Genomic DNA, 16910 nt, shown 5'->3' on the forward strand with positions numbered 1-16910 from the left:
TAAATTCATTTAAATACAACTACCGGATCATCAAAATTACTATTCTGAAATATAACATTCGCACATTCTTTCGGATTATGCTCATCTATATACATCTTACAAGCTGCATGATATCTGTTTATAAACATTTTCTCTGCTTCTTCATAACTTCCAAAAGCCTCAGTCTCGCGCTCTGCACCACGGTTTCTCACAATCTCAAAATCTGTATCTACGAAAATTTTATAGTCAAATAGATACTCAATTTCTTTTTTCAATAAAAATGTTCCATCTACTATTAGCACCATAGTTGGCGAGGCCACTAGCGGCGTATTATGTACAGGCATGTCCGTTATTAAGTTATGAGAAATCGTTTCATACTGTAAATTCCCGTTAGGTCCTAAAGGTTTTAATAGCCTTTCTTTGAAAGCTGTATAATTGTGTGCATCTTCATAATACCCTCTTGCAGACTCTTTTCCTTGTGCAAAACGAATCACTCTCGGGTTATGAAAATCGTCAATGCTGGCGCGTGTTACTTGCACTCCCCGATTTTTCATTTCCTCTGCCAGTTCGTTTGCAAATGTTGTCTTTCCTGAAGCTGTTATACCATTTACTCCAACTCTTATTGGATGGGTTAATTTTAACGTTAAAATATGATCAGCAATTTCTTTCATGTATTGTTTTCGGAGCATGACATTCCCTCCTGTATATTGTTTACATAATATAATTGCAGTAAATTAATTTTATCGCTATTTGTTGGTAAATCGATATATTGAAAAAAATCGTTGATATATTTTAAGTTATGATAGATATATTTTTATTGATTTATATTTCCCTTATTTCCCCTTAAACCCTCGATATAAAGCAGTCCGTAATTCTTGCTTGTATTCTTCAATTTCTGGCATATCCAACTCTTCAGCTAATCGGATGGCTAGTTCAATATCATATGGTACACGTACGAGTTGAATGGAAAAGCTTGCTGCTTCTTTTTCATTGTATGTTCCTTCAAAAATTAAATAGGAAGCTTGTGTAATTTCAAGTGGATTACCTACACTACCAGCATTACATAACGTTTTCCCTCTAAAATTTTGCACATACGCCTGATGAACGTCACCGTAACAAACGACATCTGGTTTTCTTTCCCCTTCTATATTCTCTGTGAGCTCACTATTTTCGAACATACTAATACGCTCTTCTCTTGTTGCATGTGGTTGAATTCTTTCATACAAACTTCTCGGTGAAGCGTGGAACATACGAATCAGTTTCCCACTCATATAAAACTCGATTGAAAATGGTAAGCTTCTTAAATACTCATTTTGTTCTTCTGACAATTGTTTTTGATGCCATTTTAACGCTTCAAATTCAGTCGGTTTTGTAATGAAATCATCCCAGTTTCCCATTACGGTTCCTTCACATTCTTTACGAACGATTTCAATTACTTCGCTAGAATGCGGACCTTTTCCTACTAAATCTCCAAGACAAATAATACGTTCAATTCCTCTTAATTTAATATCTTTCAGTACTGATTCTAATGCCGGAATATTACCATGTATATCTGAAATTACCGCAATTTTATCCAAATGAATCCCTCCGTTATTTATTGTTTATTATATCCTCATGTTGTGATTGATACCATTTTGGAATATAAGATGAAAAATGATTATGATCTTCTATAATTCGGTTCAATCTTTCTTTCATATCCTCTACTAAATGTGGTGTAGTTCGGTTTGTCCATACGATATCCGCTGGGAATGTCATCGCTGCATATAATGAATACAGTTTCCAAAAGTGGAGTGACGGATCACCTCCGCAATAACCGTGAACTTGTCCAACCGCAAATGGTTTGCTTATTCTTGTAGTAAAAATCGCTACGTTATAAAAATCGTGTATTGGATCGCCAAAATCATATCCACCAAAATCAATAACGATAAACTCTTTATTGTGAATCATACTATTTGCTGGGTGGTAATCATCGTGTAAAAATGTGATAGGCCGATTTTTCAATAAGTCTTTATGATTTTCTACAAAGGTTAATACTGGCTTCAAATCCAGAAAATTCACCTCATAATCTGCTAATGCCTCTATGTACCTTTCATACTTATTCCACCTAAATATTTCCCATTTATTACTTGCACTTTCTCTTTCTATCGAGTGAATTCTCTTTAATATTTCCCCTGCTTTTCTTCCTGCATTATACTGTTCTTCCACCGATAGCTTGCTTAAGCTCTCTTGACCATTTACACCTTGGGTCCATTCAAATACTTGAACACATTTATTTAATCCCTCAAGTTTTATGAAATGAATTAACTTCGGCGTTGGAATATGTAATAACTCCAATTGTTTCATATACATATATTCTTCTTGTTTTCGTTCATAATTAGAAGAACCACACACTTTTACAAAATAAGTTTCTCGATTCTCTAGGTCAATTTTATACTTCTCTTCATGTGAAAAACCTTTTGTAATAGCTGTACATTTTACAATACGTGACCACTCTAGTTTTCTTTCTATCTCTCTTAACATTTCTTCCACAAAACTCACCTCTATTAATATACGAACAAACTACCTAACACTTCATACTCTCGTTTATTTTCCTCTTTAAACTCCACTGCAAATGGATATTCGCCATGATGCTTCAAACGTTCTAGTACTAGCCCTTCTCCAACTGGTTCACAAAACTGCACATGAACATCACCAAACGATACACTTTGACACTCAGCATTCCATTCTTCATTTTGTATGATTGAATTTGCAGTTAGCTCCATTACTTCTTTCCATTTCCGCACTGTTTCTCGAACATTTTTCACCGTATAATGAATCGTTTCAATTTCTTGTACTTTATTTTTATGTTCAGTGATCGTCCCTATTTTACGTAAATCGTTTCTTCTTTCTTCATCCGTTTCATTCCACTGTATAAAGAATGGTAATTTCGGTCCATTCTCTTCTTGCTTTACAAATAACATTTTCCATTCTAAAAGCCGGCCATCTTTTCTGATCCGTTTCCCTTCAAATGGTCCTATCGTATGTAAGCCGTGCTTACTAAATTTAACTGCTAGTTCTTCAATTGCATCTGTTCGAATTGCGATTTGTAGCATCCCTTCTCCATTTTTTAATTTCACCACTGTTTCTTGTACTAATGGATTTTCTGCTTCTCTCGCTTTTTCTTCATGCTGAACTGCTAAAAATTCTATATATGATAAATCAAAATAACATAAACTATTCCAAGTACCCCAAGTCGTATGCTCACCGCCTAATGCAGTATGAAATCCATGCTCCTGCATTTGTTTTGCCGCTTCCTCCGGTGTACAATGCACTGCGTGAACGAGATGATCAAATGCTAACATAGTCTTTCTCCCCTTTCTCTCCATCCTTTTATTGTATATTTTATTTTTCTTTCGTTCAATTCAAAAAAACTTAAAACCCAGTTGATTTATACGATTAATGTGTATTATAATAAAACAAATTTAATTATTGCTGATTGGAAAAACCAAAGGCACTTTTCTCATACGGGAAAAGTGTCTTTTTCATTTATTATTACAGGGGGATTATTTATGCAGAAATTAATTGTCTTTGCTATTATTGGATTTTTCGCTCAATTGATTGATGGCGCACTTGGTATGGCGTACGGGGTAACGTCTACCTCACTATTATTAATGTTTGGTATCGCACCAGCTGTAGCTTCTGCATCAGTTCATTTAGCTGAAGTCGTTACAACCGCCGCTTCTGGTGCATCTCATATCAAATTTGGAAACGTTGATAAATATACAGTTTCCAGACTTACATTACCAGGAGCAATTGGCGCATTTATTGGGGCATGTTTTTTAAGCAATTTACCTGGTGATGTAATTAAACCGTACATTTCCATATTTTTATTTACTTTAGGGGTTTATATTTTATTACGATTCATCATTCAAAAACAAATTGTTTCTTCAAATAAGCGTATGTCTGCTAAACAACTTGTACCACTTGGCTTATTCGCTGGATTCGTCGATTCAACTGGCGGCGGTGGTTGGGGGCCGATTACGACACCTGTTCTTCTTGCAAGAGGAAATGAAGCTAGAAAAGTTATTGGATCTGTAGATACGAGTGAATTTCCTGTTTCACTCGCTGCAACGATTGGCTTTTTCATTTCACTTGGCTGGGAACAAGTAAGCTGGGTTTGGGTATTTGCCCTCATGCTTGGTGGTATTGTTGCCGCACCAATCGCCGCATGGTTAGTACGCATCGTTCCTTCTCATTTACTTGGCGTACTCGTTGGCGGACTTATTATCTTTACGAATATACGTACACTGCTTACTACATTTAAAGTAGATCCAACTATTATTTCACTTTCTTACGTTGCAGTTGGTCTTGTCGTTATTATATCTATTTTTATTGCTGTTCGTAATCATTCCAATCGTTCTAACGTATCGACAGCCGGCTATCCGAAAGATCAAAAACAAATGCTACCATAATTAATAATAATACCGCCCGATTTACTTCGAGCGGTATTTTTTATTTTTCTATTTTCCAATTGACCATCGTTTCAGTACTATTTACTCTTTTCATATGTAATTTCTCTAATACACGAATAGAGCTATAATTATCAAGGAGTGTCTCCGCTATAATCGTTTCCACTTCCCCTGTTTGAGAAGCCCATTTCATTAATTCACTAACTGCTTCTGTTGCATACCCTTTATTCCAATATTTCTCAATAAATCCGTAACCAATTTCTACCGTATGTTGCTCATTCGGTTTCCCTTTAAATCCTATATCACCTAGAACCACATCATCCTCTTTCCGAATAACATACCACGGTCCCCACGGTAATGAAGCCACATCTCGTTTCACATTTTCTATATGCCCTACAATATGTGGGCCACTATTGTATCCTTGATTATTCGCAATTTGAATCCATTCTTCTGTACACGGTACTATATATAATCTTTCCGTTTCTAATTTCATAATGATATCCCCTTTTCAATTAAACAATACCTCAATTTTATCAGAAGTAAAAAGAATATTCATTCTATTTATCGGATTTATACCTATTTCTTTGAAACGAATTTAAGGAATAATCCCCTTTTAATAGTTATGTCGAATTATATTTTCTGAATTTTCTTTTAATTTTAAAGGGTTTTTCAATATTTTTTGCGAAACATTTGTATAACAATTTTTTCTTTGCTTATTGTTACATAAAAGTAGGTTCGGGTGGAGTTTTGCAAGCGTTTCCTATACAATAACCGATATTTTTTGACTTTTCCTAACAAAATCCCTTGCAATATATTCAGAAAATCATTACAATTGCCATATATTAAAAATCATAGCAATTTATAAATCCTCATCAATCCGATGAGGTAGAGGTTGCGACTTTTAAAAGTAAAATGGACGAGACACAGCGAATGTCACTGACTCCGTTTGAAAGGAAAAGTTGCCGAAGTTTATATTTCTTCTCTGGAAATATGAGCTGGGGCTGTCTCCGAAAGGAACAGAACTGTCACGTTTACAAAATTACCGTGTAAACGTGGTGTGCTATCTTAACGGAAGGGTATGATGGGGTGGTTATTTGTGAAACGTTCCGCCTAATTCCTTTGGCGGTTTTTTGTATTTTTCTCCCCCGCTCCTTCCTAACCTACAAGAAAAGGAGTGTTGAACATGAATAGCGCAACAAATCAATCTACCTCTAAAACGCAAACTACACAAGGACAAGGTGAATTAAAACGCGGATTAAAATCTCGTCACCTTACGATGATTTCTCTCGGTGGTACAATCGGTACCGGATTATTTCTTGCCAGTGGTGGTGTTATCCATTCAGCTGGTCCTGGCGGTGCATTAGTCGCATATGCCGCAATTGGAATTATGGTTTATTTTTTAATGACAAGCTTAGCAGAACTCGCGGCTTACATGCCTGTTACTGGATCTTTTAGTACTTATGCAACAAAATTTGTTGATCCATCACTTGGTTTTGCACTTGGATGGAACTATTGGTATAACTGGGCGATTACGATTGCAGCTGAACTAGCGGCCGTAACATTAATTATGAAATTTTGGTTCCCAGATACCCCTTCTCTTATTTGGAGTGGACTTTGTTTAGCTATTATTTTTCTCTTAAACTATTTATCTGTTAAAGGTTTTGGTGAATCTGAATATTGGTTCGCACTTATTAAAGTAGTTACTATTATTATCTTTTTAATTGTCGGTTTTATGATGATTTTTGGAATTATGGGCGGCGAATCTGTCGGCTTTAAAAACTTCACTGTTGCAGATGCACCATTTAATGGCGGCATCATGGCAATTATCGGTGTATTTATGGCTGCTGGTTTCTCATTCCAAGGAACTGAATTATTAGGAGTAGCTGCTGGTGAAACTGCTGATCCAGAACGCAATATTCCGAAAGCAATTCGTTCTATCTTTTGGCGTATTATATTATTCTACATTTTAGCAATTCTCGTTATCGGTTTATTAATTCCTTATACGACTGAAAGCCTTGCAGCAAGTGATGTTACAGTAAGTCCATTTACACTTGTATTTGAAAAAGCGGGCGTTGCCTTCGCTGCTTCTGTTATGAACGCTGTTATTTTAACTGCAGTACTTTCTGCTGGTAACTCTGGAATGTATGCATCAACTCGTATGCTTTGGGATTTAGCTCGCCAAGGAAAAGCACCAAAGTTCTTAGGGAAATTAGATAGCCGCGGTGTACCTGTTAACGCATTAATCGCAACGTCAGTAGTTGGTAGCGTCGCTTTCATCGCTTCTTTATTCGGTGACGGTGTTGTATACATTTGGTTATTAAATGCTTCTGGGATGTCAGGATTTATTGCTTGGGTCGGGATTGCTATTAGTCATTACCGTTTCCGTAAAGCTTATATTGCACAAGGGAAAGATTTAAAAGATTTACCATATCAAGCGAAATGGTTCCCATTCGGTCCAATCTTTGCATTTACACTTTGTGTTATTGTTATTTTAGGTCAAAACTACGGAGCATTTACAGGAGCATCTATCGACTGGAACGGTGTACTCGTTTCTTACATCGGTTTACCACTCTTCTTAGTACTATGGTTAGGTTATAAATTTACTAAGAAAACGAAAGTCATTCCACTTGATAAATGTGAACTGAAATAAAGCAAAACGAGCAAACAAAATTGTTTGCTCGTTTTTTTAATGCAATGCTTCTCCCTTCCCTATTTCTCCTGTTTTTGCAATAATAGAGGAAATATAAATAAAGGTTGGGATTACATGAACATTCGTATTACTGATGAAGCAAAAGCAGCTATACATAGACTAGAACGTGAAGACAAAAAGATCATTCGCATTAGAGGAACTATGACAAACTCTTGCAGTATTTTCGTTGATGTCGATTTAATTTGGGATACATATCGTGCAGATGATGTTGTATATGAAGATGCGGAGCTTATCGTACAAATGGATTCATTCACGACAGATTACACTGGTGATACGGTGAAACTTGATTATAAAACGACAGGTTTTAGTATTACGACTCCTAGTGAGACTTTGGTGTATGGATTGTCGATTAAAAAATAAACATTGTTTTTATCCGACCAATGGGGTGAAAAAATGGGTAAATATGTTCCGTTAAAATTTTTATTTAACGAAGAATTAGCAGAAAAAATGGCTGATTCTATTTGTAAACACGATCCTAATTTCTCTAAAAAAAATTTTGTAGATTCCGTAACAAATAAAGTTGAAAATTTAGAGTTAAAGCAACGTATAGAAGTAATAGCAGATGAATTACACAATGCATTACAAAAAGATTTTAATGAAGCAATACATATATTACTGAAAACATTAGGACCAGAAAATACAACAGAAGTCGGCACATTTACAAAGGGTTATATGTATATGCCTATCGCAAAATACGTTGAAAAATATGGAATTAACGATTTTGAATCCTCATTCAATGCAATGTATGAAATAACAAAAAGAAATACTGCTGAATATGCCATTCGTCCTTATCTTGAAAAATACCATGAAGAAACCTTAGACATATTGCAGCAATGGTTACGTGATGAAAACAGCCACATCAGGAGATTAGTTTCAGAAGGTACTAGACCAAGACTTCCTTGGGCAAAAAAAATAGGAGCTTTGAAAGGTGACTTCAGAAATAATTTAAAACTTCTTGAGCCATTAATGAATGACCCTTCTAAGTATGTTCAAAAATCTGTAGCCAATCACATTAATGATATTATGAAAGAAGATAACGAACTCGTTTTTCAATGGTTGCAACAATTACTCGATAAAAACCATCCTGTTAATCCTTGGATTATGAAACATGGATTAAGAACGATGATAAAAAATGGCACTTTACCAAAAGATTTTTGTTTTTAAGTATTTGTAAAGAAAGCAACAATCTATATGAAAACAGCTAATAATAAAAACGTTTATACTTCATTTGGAAGTATAAACGTTTTTTCTTTTTTAAACATTAACCCTGCCTTAAAATCTTATGAAATATTTCCGGTTTATGTTGATCAAAAGCATCTATTAATTCTTTTCCAAATATCGTTATACTCTCCTCCCACGGATGCCCTAAATAGCCCCACTTAAAGTCCTTCTGAATAAAGAAATAATAATCTCCATTTGGAAAAATCGGGATTGTCCACTCATCAAATTCATTTCTATCAAACTTTAAATGTGGATTTACCCAGTAACATTCATGTTGCCAATCAAGTGCCATTATATATTCATTCGATACCGTATTCTCTTTAAAAACTAGTAATGCTTTTTCTTCCAGGTCGTCATATACATCTAAATCTACCGACTCTCTGAAGTAATGAGAAATATCATATGTTATAAAGGGACTTGGCACCTTAAATGATGGGAATGTAGAATCACTTGGCGAAAACTCAAAATCACTATATACCCTATCCCATATTTGGTCGTACTCTTTGTCTGTAAACTCCATCCAATTTTTCATTAAACAACTGCCTTCCCCTATAATTTCAAAGGATTTTCACTCGATACTCCCGAATATATAAATAACCATTCTCGCAAGGAGCTAATTTATATGAATCTATTCGAACACGAAACATAAAACCGTTCCACTTTAATAAGAGGTCCTCCCTTTTTCTTTTCTTACTATATCATTTATTAACGAAATAGGAGGACAACAATATGAAACGTGATCCATTATTTTCAGCACTATTAGAAAGTGCAAAGACTAACTTTAGCGGCTGGGATTTTTCTTTCATTGCAGAAACTGGCCGTATGAATAGTGAGCCTTTATCATGGTCATACGGTAGCACTGCTTTCCAGCTTATGCAACGTGCAAAATCAATGCTAGATATGGGGACTGGTGGCGGAGAGTTTTTATCTATGTTACAACCGTTCCCGTCAACTATTTATGCGACTGAGGGCTATGCTACGAATGTCCCAATTGCACGAAAGAAATTAGAACCTTTAGGGGTTACAGTCGTAGAAGTGACTGATGATACTGCTTTACCATTTCAAGATGGTCAGTTTGATTTAATTGTGAATCAACATGAATCCTATTCTGCTTCTGAAGTGAAAAGAAGTCTTTCCATCAATGGAACATTTCTTACACAACAAGTCGGTGGTCTTGATTGTACGGAACTGAATGAGCAGTTTGGCACACCGCTGAATAGCGAATTTTCAAGTTGGTCACTCGAAACGGCATGTAGTGAATTAGAACAAAATGGATTTACTATTTTAGAAGCGAAAGAAGAATTCCCTCTTCAGCGTTTTTATGATGTCGGTGCTGTTGTCTATTACTTACAAGCAATTCCGTGGCAAATTCCTGATTTTACAGTAGAAAGCTATAACGAGGAATTATATCGCATACATGAGATCATCTTGCAAAAAGGATATTTCGATGTGAAGCAACACCGCTTTATTATTAAAGCAAATTATGTAGAGTAAAATTTGAATTAGCATTCCCTACAAAAAAGCCAAGTCCCAATAAAGGACTTGGCTTTTTCTTATTATTTTAACACATCTTATCCTATTGAGAAATGAGATGTTTTTCATATCGTTTTTTCGTATCATCTTCTGTCAAAAGTGTAGTTGTGTAATCAATAATATTCTGGTTATCATATGTGAATGTATGCTCTAAATTGTTTTCTTCTTTTAATACTCTTGGTAAATATCTTTGCAAATTGCTAACTACACCTCTATTATCACCATCTAATATCCAATCAATTGACTTCCATTCTAATATACCTTCATGAGTGCTTACTGGCGTATCAATATGTACTCCATCTGGTAAATCAGCTAGGAATACATACATTCCCTCACTACCCAAAGGTTCGTCTTTAACTTTAAAAATAACATTCCCTTTATACGTTACACTTGGAAGCTCTATTCCTGTTTCCTCAAAGGTTTCTCTAATGACTCCTTCGTATGGCGTTTCATACTCTTCTATTTTCCCTCCGACACCATTCCACATTCCCATTGTCGGCTTCTTGTTTCTATTTAGTAAAAGTATTCTATCTCCTTTTCTAATGAAGCAAATTGTGTACTTATACATACGATCATTTCCTTTCATTTACATCTTCTTTTGCAAGCAATTCATTTTCCACATGTGTTATTTGGCTTATTTTCACGTGAAAACACTCGCCTTATAATCCCTTACCACATAATATATAGTACAACTTTCATACGTAAACTCTTTACGTATGAAAGAATCCTTTTTAGAAAGGAGAATTCAAAATCGATAACATTAGTAGCGAATTTCTAAAACAATATTACGACAGCAACGTTTGGTTACATGGTACACACTGGTTCGGGGTTCCAATCTGCAAACTTCCTTCTGATCTCTTTTTGTATCAAGAAATATTATACGAATTAAAGCCTGATTTAATTATTGAATGCGGAACTTTTTACGGTGGTAGTGCACTGTTTTTAGCTTCTATGTTAGATTTAATTGGAAAAGGTCACGTACTTACTATCGATATAACTCCGCAACCAAATCGGCCATCCCATAATCGAATTACGTATTTAACAGCTTCATCTGTTTCTGTACAGGCCGTCCAATCAATATTAAGTATGCGCAAACCTGATGATGTGATTTTAGTTATTTTAGATTCTGATCATAGTAAAGAACATGTATCGAAAGAACTCTTACTTTATAAATCTATTGTAACCACTGGCAGTTACATTATTGTAGAAGATACAAGTATTAACGGGAATCCTCTCCTTCCTGATTGGGGCCCTGGCCCAATGGAAGCTGTGGAAGAGTTTTTAACTAAAAATAGCAATTTCATAATCGATGAATCTAAACATAAGTTTTTCATATCATTTAATCCAAAAGGTTTTTTAAAGAAGATAAAGTGAAACTTTAATAAGTGGGGTTTTGTGAATCCCCACTTATTTTATGATTTTCATTTTCGAAAAAGGATAGTACACAAATTCCACTTTTCCTATTATATTATCTTCTTCAATATATCCTAAACCATTTCGACTATCCTTACTTTGTTCACGATTGTCTCCCATTACAAATAACTTATTTGGTGGAATCTTTGTCTTTTGAAAATTATAAAACACTTGTGTATTGTTATAGAAATCTTTATTTATATAAGGTTCATCTTGCTTTTTGTCATTTACGTATACAGTTCCATTCGTTATGTTAATTACGTCACCAGGAAGCCCTATTACACGTTTCACATAATATTTCGACTCATCCTCTTCCTTAATAATGACGATTTCTCCGTGCTGTAAGCTAGAAAAATGTACCGCAGCTTTATTTACAAATACGTAGTCTTCTTCATGTAAAGTTGGCTGCATTGATTTTCCTTCCACTTTACATAAAGTGAAAGACTGGTACGTTACTACTAGGACAAATATAAATAGTATGTACTTTCCCCAACCTCTCTTATTCTCCTCTTTCATATCCATTCCCACCTTATCAAAACACTTTTTAACTCAAAAATATATCACTGCACCTGTTCATTTGCGCAGTGATATACTACAATTTGAATTTTTTACTGTGCCTTACTCGGCTATTGTGTTACTGGGACTGGACTTACACCCGATCTCTGCGTTTTTAAATCAAAATATGCATCCAAAACCTCTTTACCAATTGCAGAATTAATACCTGATTTATCATTATTTACCCATGGCACAACAACAGAAAAAGCAACTTCCGGATCAGCATCATATGGCGCATACCCGGCGAGAGTTAAATTATAACATTTTTTTCGATAGTTGTTTTCATCTCTTCCAATATCACTTTCTCCACCGTACACTGTTTCTGCTGTCCCTGTTTTCCCAGCCGGTTTATAAGGTAATCCTTTAAAAGTTCCAGCACCGGTCCCATCTACCTCTTGGAAAACTCTTCTAAACCCTTCTTTCACATGATTTATATATGAAAGATCCATATCCACTCGATTTAACACGACTGGTTCCATCGATTGCATAACTTTCCCGACTTCCTCTAGTCTATTCGGTTGCTCTCTAATTTCTTGTACAATTTGTGGTTTCATTCGGTAACCACCATTTGCAATCGTTGACATATATTGCGCAAGCTGAAGCGGCGTATATGTATCATATTGTCCAATGGCATAGTCAAGTAAAAAACCAGGTATATTATCTGTTCTACCCATTTGACCAATCGATTCATTTGGAAGGTCAATACCAGTTGGTACACCTAAACCAAATTGTCTAAAGTAATAGCGCATTTTATTGAATGTTTCTTGCCTAATATCTAACGGATTGTTTGGTACATAATCAATCCCCGCAATCTTTAACGCCGTATTAAACATGTAGACATTGGATGAAACTTGCAATGCTCTTAAATCATCAATATCTCCAAAGTCTTTCCACGATTTCTTCGGCTTCGAACTTCCTTTAAAGTACATTGGTGCATCAAAGAAATGCGTATATGGCTTAATCGCTTCTGTTTGATATCCCGCTAATACCGTAGCTCCTTTCACCGTTGATCCTAACTCGTAAGAACTTATCATCGTTCCTAAAGCGTAGTCTTCTATTTGCATCCCGCCATCTTTATTTACAATTTTCTTTCCTGCTAATGATAGAATTTGACCATTTTTCGGATTCATCATAACGACGAATGCACGATCCATCATCGGTTCAGAAGAATGAAATGCCCTTAAATTCCTTTCAAGACTTTCCTCCACCTTTTTCTGTAAATCCATATCAACTGTTAACATTAAATTATTTCCACTTTTTCCTTTTGTCACTTTTTCAGTCCGAATAATATTTCCAGCTTTATCCGTAATATTTTTAGACTGTTCTTTCGTTCCATGTAACACATCTTCGTATTGTTTTTCGATGTAACTCTTACCAATACGATCATTTCGGTTATAATCTCGCACTAAATAATAGTCTAATTGCTCCCTTGGTAATCCCTCATTCTCAGTAGAAACACTACCAAGTACAGAACGTAGTATTTTGTCATTTGGATATTCGCGCTCCCAATCCACAGTCGTATCTACGCCTGGCAAGCTCGATAATCCTTCACTCACTACTGCATATTCATTTTGACTTACATCTTTTTTGACGATTTGTGGCGTCATTTTATATCCCGCATTCATTTTGCTTTTAATTGCTAGTACTTCTATATCCTCTTTCGAAAGCTCGTTTAATTCTTCTTGTGTAATTCTTTCTCGTCTCAACTCTTCTACTTTCTTGTCTAAGTCTTTCCCTTCTATTTCCTGTTTCCTAAATTTACTCTCATCTTCTTTCGTTACTTTTGTTGCTGCACGTTTTTCATTTAACTGCATCCAAAAGTCTTTTTTATCTGTCTCTGTTAACTTGTCCATATCTTCTTGCGGCATTTCAATTAGCTTTGCTAAATTTCTTGCCACTATTAAAACCTCTTTTGAGTCCACTCCTTTCATCTTCGTATATGTAACAGTTCGTAACGGTTTATTATTTACAATAACTTTCCCTTCCCGGTCAAACATCTTCCCTCTCGGAACTGGAGTACTCACCGTTACATCTTCCTTTTTATTCACTTCATTTCGATACGTTTCTCCGTCGATGATTTGTACTTTACCTAATTGAATAATAATAGCTGAAAATAAAAGAAAAACGATAAAAAATAGTACATTTAACCGAAATGGAATATGAGTCTTTTTCTTTTTCGACTGTTTCTGTTTCTCCTTTTTCTGTCTCATTTTGCTCCCTCGCTTCATTCTATTAACATTTCTACGCATGAACCATTATGTATTAAATTTATTTATATGCTATATATAGAATTTTATATTAATTACAAAAGAAATAAAAGATTTAATTTTCAGTTTTTGATTTTCTCATCCTATTTATTACCATTCCCCTTATACGCAATAACATGAATATAATTCATACAAAAAAACTGAGGTGGACATCATTCACCTCAGTTTCTTTACGAAAACAAAAACTTATTTAATCGAAGATAACCCTTTGGCAAATTCACCAATCTTATTTTGAAAAACAAAATCAAAATTGTATTCTTGCCCTGTTAACTCTTCATTTACTAAAATTGTTGTTGCGCCTATTTCTCTCTTTGCGATTTCTGGGAATGAAGCGACAGGTTGCACTTTTAATGACGTTCCCATTACGAGAAGTACATCTGTTTCATATAAACGTTTTATCGCATTTTGATATTGTGGCAGTGTATCTCCGTATAAAACAACATCTGGGTTTAGAATGAAATTACACTTCCCGCAACGCGGTACTTCATGATTAATCATATATTGTAAATCATATCCTGTTTTACACTTCGGACAATGCGCAGTTTGAAGTGTTCCATGTAAATCAATTACATGTTTACTACCACCTACTTGATGCAAACCATCAATATTTTGCGTTAAAATCGCTATGTCTTTCCCTTGTTCTTCTAGCTCCGCTAAAAAGCGATGCCCACGATTTGGTTTATATTGATGAAACGTATTAATTTGAAAGATTTCTTTATAATGCTTCCAAAACTCTTTCGGATTTCTATTATAATAGCCTCTCGACAAATACATCTCTACATTCGCATCAGCATATAATCCATTTGCTGAACGAAAATCAGGGATTCCACTTTCCGTACTTGCACCAGCCCCTGTTAACACTGTAATTTTCTTTGCTTTTTCTAATATCGAACGTACTTCCTCATATTGCACAAAAATCACCTCTATGTATATTCCTATACTTATTATACCAGTTGTTTACAATAGTTGTTGTACAATTCATTTTACTTACTTCATTGCATGAATTAACCCCCAACTTTTTTGGGTGTAATTAAAGTTTCAAAGATAACTACTGTTCAATTTAAAATAAAGTTATCATTTAGAAAGCAGCCAGAAGGCTGCTTTTCTTCATCGATGGGCTTAGATAGTTATGGACTACTGGGAGCCTCTTAAGTTATACTTGTATAATATAAAAAATTAACAAGGGGTAATATTAACATTATGAAAGAAAAAAACGAACTTGTTCAAAGTATTCCTCAAACAGGATTTTTTGGGCATCCAAAAGGATTATTCTCTTTATTCTTCACTGAGTTTTGGGAAAGGTTTTCTCATTACGGAATGAGAGCTATTTTACTGTATTATATGTACTATTCAGTCGCAAAAGGTGGATTAGGAATTGAACAATCTACCGCAACCTCGATAATGGCAATTTACGGTTCCTTACTGTTCATGTCTAGTATTATCGGTGGATGGATATCGGATCGTTTATTTGGTCCAAGTAAAACCGTATTCTTTGGTGGCGTTTTAATTATGATTGGCCATCTTATTTTAGCTTTACCGGGTAGTAAAAGTGCGTTATTTATCTCTATGGTCTTCTTAGTTCTAGGAACAGGGTTGTTAAAGCCTAACATATCGAACATCGTAGGAAGTTTATACAGTGAAACAGATGCGCGTCGTGACTCAGGGTTCAGTATATTCTACATGGGTATTAACTTAGGTGCCTTACTTGCACCTTTAGTTGTCGGAACATTAGGTCAGCAATATAATTTCCACCTTGGTTTTGGAGTTGCGGCAATTGGTATGGCAATTGGGTTAGGGGTATTTGTTGGAACAAAACAGAAAAACCTTGGTCTAGTCGGTACGCAAGTACCTAATCCATTATCAGATTCGGAAAGAAAAAAGACTATTAAGTATTTCAGTGTTGGTCTAGTTGTATTAACATTGCTAGGTGTGGTTACAATTCCAACTGGGTTGTTAACTATAAATCGTTTTACATTCCTGATTAGTATCTTAGGGATTGTTATTCCAACCTATTATTTCATTTATATGTATCGTAGTCCTAAAACAACAAAAGTAGAGCAATCTCGTCTTCTTGCGTATATACCACTCTTTATTGCAGCTACAATATTTTGGTCTATACAAGAACAAGGTGCTATTATCTTAGCGACATACGCGGATCAACGAACTCAATTACAGTTCAATGGAATTACATTGCATTCCGCTTGGTTCCAATCATTAAGTCCAATCTTTATCGTAACGCTTGCCCCAATTTTTGCATGGGTTTGGATAAAGTTAGGCAAGAAGCAGCCTTCAACGGCAAAAAAATTCGCTATTGGATTGCTATTTGCAGGTTTATCATTCTTAGTTATGATTATTCCGGCTTTAATCAACGGTACTCACTCTTTAGTGAATCCTATGTGGTTAGTCCTTAGCTTCTTTTTAATTGTAATTGGAGAAGTTTGTTTATCTCCTTCAGGGTTATCAATAACGACGAAGCTGGCTCCAGCTGCTTTCTCTTCGCAGACCATGAGCTTATGGTTCTTATCAACTGCGTCTGCGCAAGCAATAAATGCCCAAGTTGTTAAACTGTATAATCCTGCAACAGAAGCAATTTACTTTGGTGTTATTGGTGCTATCTCCATTTTAGTTAGCATCCTGCTGTTTACATTATCATCAAAAATCCAAAATTTCATGAAGGGACTTCAATAACGGTCTCTTATTGAAATGAACAAATACAAGTTTCTATGTGAAGAGTAGCCAAACGGGTTACTCTTTTTTGTAAAAGTTAGATAAATATCGCATTCT

General features: G+C 35.2%; 17 protein-coding genes and 1 riboswitch. Of the genes, 7 read left to right on the top strand and 10 right to left on the bottom strand.

Annotation, left to right across the window (positions count from 1 at the left end):
• Positions 1–5: 5 nt before the first annotated feature.
• From NSQ08_RS13725 to NSQ08_RS13740, 4 genes are all read right to left on the bottom strand, one after another.
• Entirely contained in the window at positions 6–668 is a 663-nt protein-coding gene (locus NSQ08_RS13725; RefSeq protein WP_340775841.1) for an AAA family ATPase, read from the bottom strand.
• Between the two features lie 144 nt (positions 669–812).
• The gene (locus NSQ08_RS13730) at positions 813–1556 is read right to left on the bottom strand and encodes a metallophosphoesterase family protein (RefSeq protein ID WP_002013591.1); all 744 of its coding nucleotides are present in this window, start codon (positions 1554–1556) and stop codon (positions 813–815) included.
• 13 nt (positions 1557–1569) lie between these two features.
• Positions 1570–2508 carry an aminoglycoside phosphotransferase family protein gene (locus NSQ08_RS13735; protein WP_340775847.1) on the bottom strand — a complete coding sequence of 313 codons (939 nt, stop codon included), beginning with the start codon at positions 2506–2508 and terminating at the stop codon, positions 1570–1572.
• A gap of 14 nt (positions 2509–2522) precedes the next feature.
• Positions 2523–3320, bottom strand: a complete 798-nt coding sequence (locus NSQ08_RS13740) for a VOC family protein (protein ID WP_340775849.1) — start codon at positions 3318–3320, stop codon at positions 2523–2525.
• Positions 3321–3527: 207 nt separating this feature from the next.
• Here NSQ08_RS13740 and NSQ08_RS13745 point away from each other — a divergent pair, with 207 nt between their 5' ends.
• Positions 3528–4430 carry a sulfite exporter TauE/SafE family protein gene (locus tag NSQ08_RS13745; protein ID WP_002127976.1) on the top strand — a complete coding sequence of 301 codons (903 nt, stop codon included), beginning with the start codon at positions 3528–3530 and terminating at the stop codon, positions 4428–4430.
• Positions 4431–4470: 40 nt separating this feature from the next.
• Here the strand turns inward: NSQ08_RS13745 and NSQ08_RS13750 are convergent, their stop codons facing one another.
• Positions 4471–4920 carry a GNAT family N-acetyltransferase gene (locus NSQ08_RS13750; protein ID WP_340775853.1) on the bottom strand — a complete coding sequence of 150 codons (450 nt, stop codon included), beginning with the start codon at positions 4918–4920 and terminating at the stop codon, positions 4471–4473.
• A gap of 385 nt (positions 4921–5305) precedes the next feature.
• A riboswitch (Lysine riboswitch) is annotated at positions 5306–5498 on the top strand.
• A 112-nt stretch (positions 5499–5610) separates the two neighbouring features.
• Here NSQ08_RS13750 and NSQ08_RS13755 point away from each other — a divergent pair.
• The 3 genes from NSQ08_RS13755 (at position 5611) to NSQ08_RS13765 (ending at position 8301) form a co-directional block, all read left to right on the top strand.
• The gene (locus NSQ08_RS13755; RefSeq protein ID WP_016091686.1) at positions 5611–7077 is read left to right on the top strand and encodes an amino acid permease; all 1467 of its coding nucleotides are present in this window, start codon (positions 5611–5613) and stop codon (positions 7075–7077) included.
• A 114-nt stretch (positions 7078–7191) separates the two neighbouring features.
• Positions 7192–7497 (top strand): iron-sulfur cluster biosynthesis family protein, encoded by a 306-nt coding sequence (locus NSQ08_RS13760; RefSeq protein WP_044443128.1) that lies wholly within the window; start codon positions 7192–7194, stop codon positions 7495–7497.
• A gap of 33 nt (positions 7498–7530) precedes the next feature.
• The gene (locus NSQ08_RS13765; protein WP_340775863.1) at positions 7531–8301 is read left to right on the top strand and encodes a DNA alkylation repair protein; all 771 of its coding nucleotides are present in this window, start codon (positions 7531–7533) and stop codon (positions 8299–8301) included.
• Between the two features lie 97 nt (positions 8302–8398).
• Here the strand turns inward: NSQ08_RS13765 and NSQ08_RS13770 are convergent, their stop codons facing one another.
• A complete protein-coding gene (locus NSQ08_RS13770; protein WP_061688493.1) occupies positions 8399–8890 on the bottom strand; it encodes a DUF2716 domain-containing protein in 492 nt (163 codons plus the stop codon).
• Positions 8891–9087: 197 nt separating this feature from the next.
• Here NSQ08_RS13770 and NSQ08_RS13775 point away from each other — a divergent pair, with 197 nt between their 5' ends.
• The gene (locus NSQ08_RS13775) at positions 9088–9852 is read left to right on the top strand and encodes a class I SAM-dependent methyltransferase (RefSeq protein ID WP_340775868.1); all 765 of its coding nucleotides are present in this window, start codon (positions 9088–9090) and stop codon (positions 9850–9852) included.
• A gap of 82 nt (positions 9853–9934) precedes the next feature.
• Here NSQ08_RS13775 and NSQ08_RS13780 read toward each other — a convergent pair whose 3' ends face one another.
• Positions 9935–10459, bottom strand: a complete 525-nt coding sequence (locus tag NSQ08_RS13780) for an NUDIX hydrolase (protein WP_340780157.1) — start codon at positions 10457–10459, stop codon at positions 9935–9937.
• Between the two features lie 182 nt (positions 10460–10641).
• Between NSQ08_RS13780 and NSQ08_RS13785 the strand changes: the two genes are divergently transcribed.
• Positions 10642–11265: a cephalosporin hydroxylase family protein gene (locus NSQ08_RS13785; RefSeq protein ID WP_078178857.1), complete on the top strand. Its 624-nt coding sequence runs from the start codon at positions 10642–10644 to the stop codon at positions 11263–11265.
• Between the two features lie 33 nt (positions 11266–11298).
• On the opposite strand, the gene lepB is transcribed toward NSQ08_RS13785, so the two are convergent.
• From lepB to NSQ08_RS13800, 3 genes are all read right to left on the bottom strand, one after another.
• On the bottom strand, positions 11299–11820 hold the full coding sequence (gene lepB / locus NSQ08_RS13790) for a signal peptidase I (protein WP_340775871.1): 522 nt from the start codon (positions 11818–11820) through the stop codon (positions 11299–11301).
• 110 nt (positions 11821–11930) lie between these two features.
• Positions 11931–14087 (bottom strand): peptidoglycan D,D-transpeptidase FtsI family protein, encoded by a 2157-nt coding sequence (locus NSQ08_RS13795; RefSeq protein ID WP_340775874.1) that lies wholly within the window; start codon positions 14085–14087, stop codon positions 11931–11933.
• A gap of 225 nt (positions 14088–14312) precedes the next feature.
• On the bottom strand, positions 14313–15038 hold the full coding sequence (locus tag NSQ08_RS13800; RefSeq protein ID WP_340775877.1) for an NAD-dependent protein deacylase: 726 nt from the start codon (positions 15036–15038) through the stop codon (positions 14313–14315).
• 288 nt (positions 15039–15326) lie between these two features.
• Here NSQ08_RS13800 and NSQ08_RS13805 point away from each other — a divergent pair, with 288 nt between their 5' ends.
• Positions 15327–16814 (top strand): peptide MFS transporter, encoded by a 1488-nt coding sequence (locus tag NSQ08_RS13805; RefSeq protein WP_078175776.1) that lies wholly within the window; start codon positions 15327–15329, stop codon positions 16812–16814.
• Positions 16815–16910 lie beyond the last annotated feature (96 nt).

The organism is Bacillus sp. FSL E2-8887 (genome assembly GCF_038007205.1).
Taxonomy (GTDB): domain Bacteria; phylum Bacillota; class Bacilli; order Bacillales; family Bacillaceae_G; genus Bacillus_A; species Bacillus_A mycoides.

Coding starts and splice junctions, on each gene's coding strand:
- NSQ08_RS13725 (WP_340775841.1), bottom strand. CDS start 668: ATGCTCCGAAAACAATACATGAAAGAAATTGCTGATCATATTTTAACG.
- NSQ08_RS13740 (WP_340775849.1), bottom strand. CDS start 3,320: ATGTTAGCATTTGATCATCTCGTTCACGCAGTGCATTGTACACCGGAG.
- NSQ08_RS13745 (WP_002127976.1), top strand. CDS start 3,528: ATGCAGAAATTAATTGTCTTTGCTATTATTGGATTTTTCGCTCAATTG.
- NSQ08_RS13750 (WP_340775853.1), bottom strand. CDS start 4,920: ATGAAATTAGAAACGGAAAGATTATATATAGTACCGTGTACAGAAGAA.
- NSQ08_RS13755 (WP_016091686.1), top strand. CDS start 5,611: ATGAATAGCGCAACAAATCAATCTACCTCTAAAACGCAAACTACACAA.
- NSQ08_RS13760 (WP_044443128.1), top strand. CDS start 7,192: ATGAACATTCGTATTACTGATGAAGCAAAAGCAGCTATACATAGACTA.
- NSQ08_RS13765 (WP_340775863.1), top strand. CDS start 7,531: ATGGGTAAATATGTTCCGTTAAAATTTTTATTTAACGAAGAATTAGCA.
- NSQ08_RS13770 (WP_061688493.1), bottom strand. CDS start 8,890: ATGAAAAATTGGATGGAGTTTACAGACAAAGAGTACGACCAAATATGG.
- NSQ08_RS13775 (WP_340775868.1), top strand. CDS start 9,088: ATGAAACGTGATCCATTATTTTCAGCACTATTAGAAAGTGCAAAGACT.
- NSQ08_RS13780 (WP_340780157.1), bottom strand. CDS start 10,459: ATGTATAAGTACACAATTTGCTTCATTAGAAAAGGAGATAGAATACTT.
- lepB (WP_340775871.1), bottom strand. CDS start 11,820: ATGAAAGAGGAGAATAAGAGAGGTTGGGGAAAGTACATACTATTTATA.
- NSQ08_RS13795 (WP_340775874.1), bottom strand. CDS start 14,087: ATGAAGCGAGGGAGCAAAATGAGACAGAAAAAGGAGAAACAGAAACAG.
- NSQ08_RS13805 (WP_078175776.1), top strand. CDS start 15,327: ATGAAAGAAAAAAACGAACTTGTTCAAAGTATTCCTCAAACAGGATTT.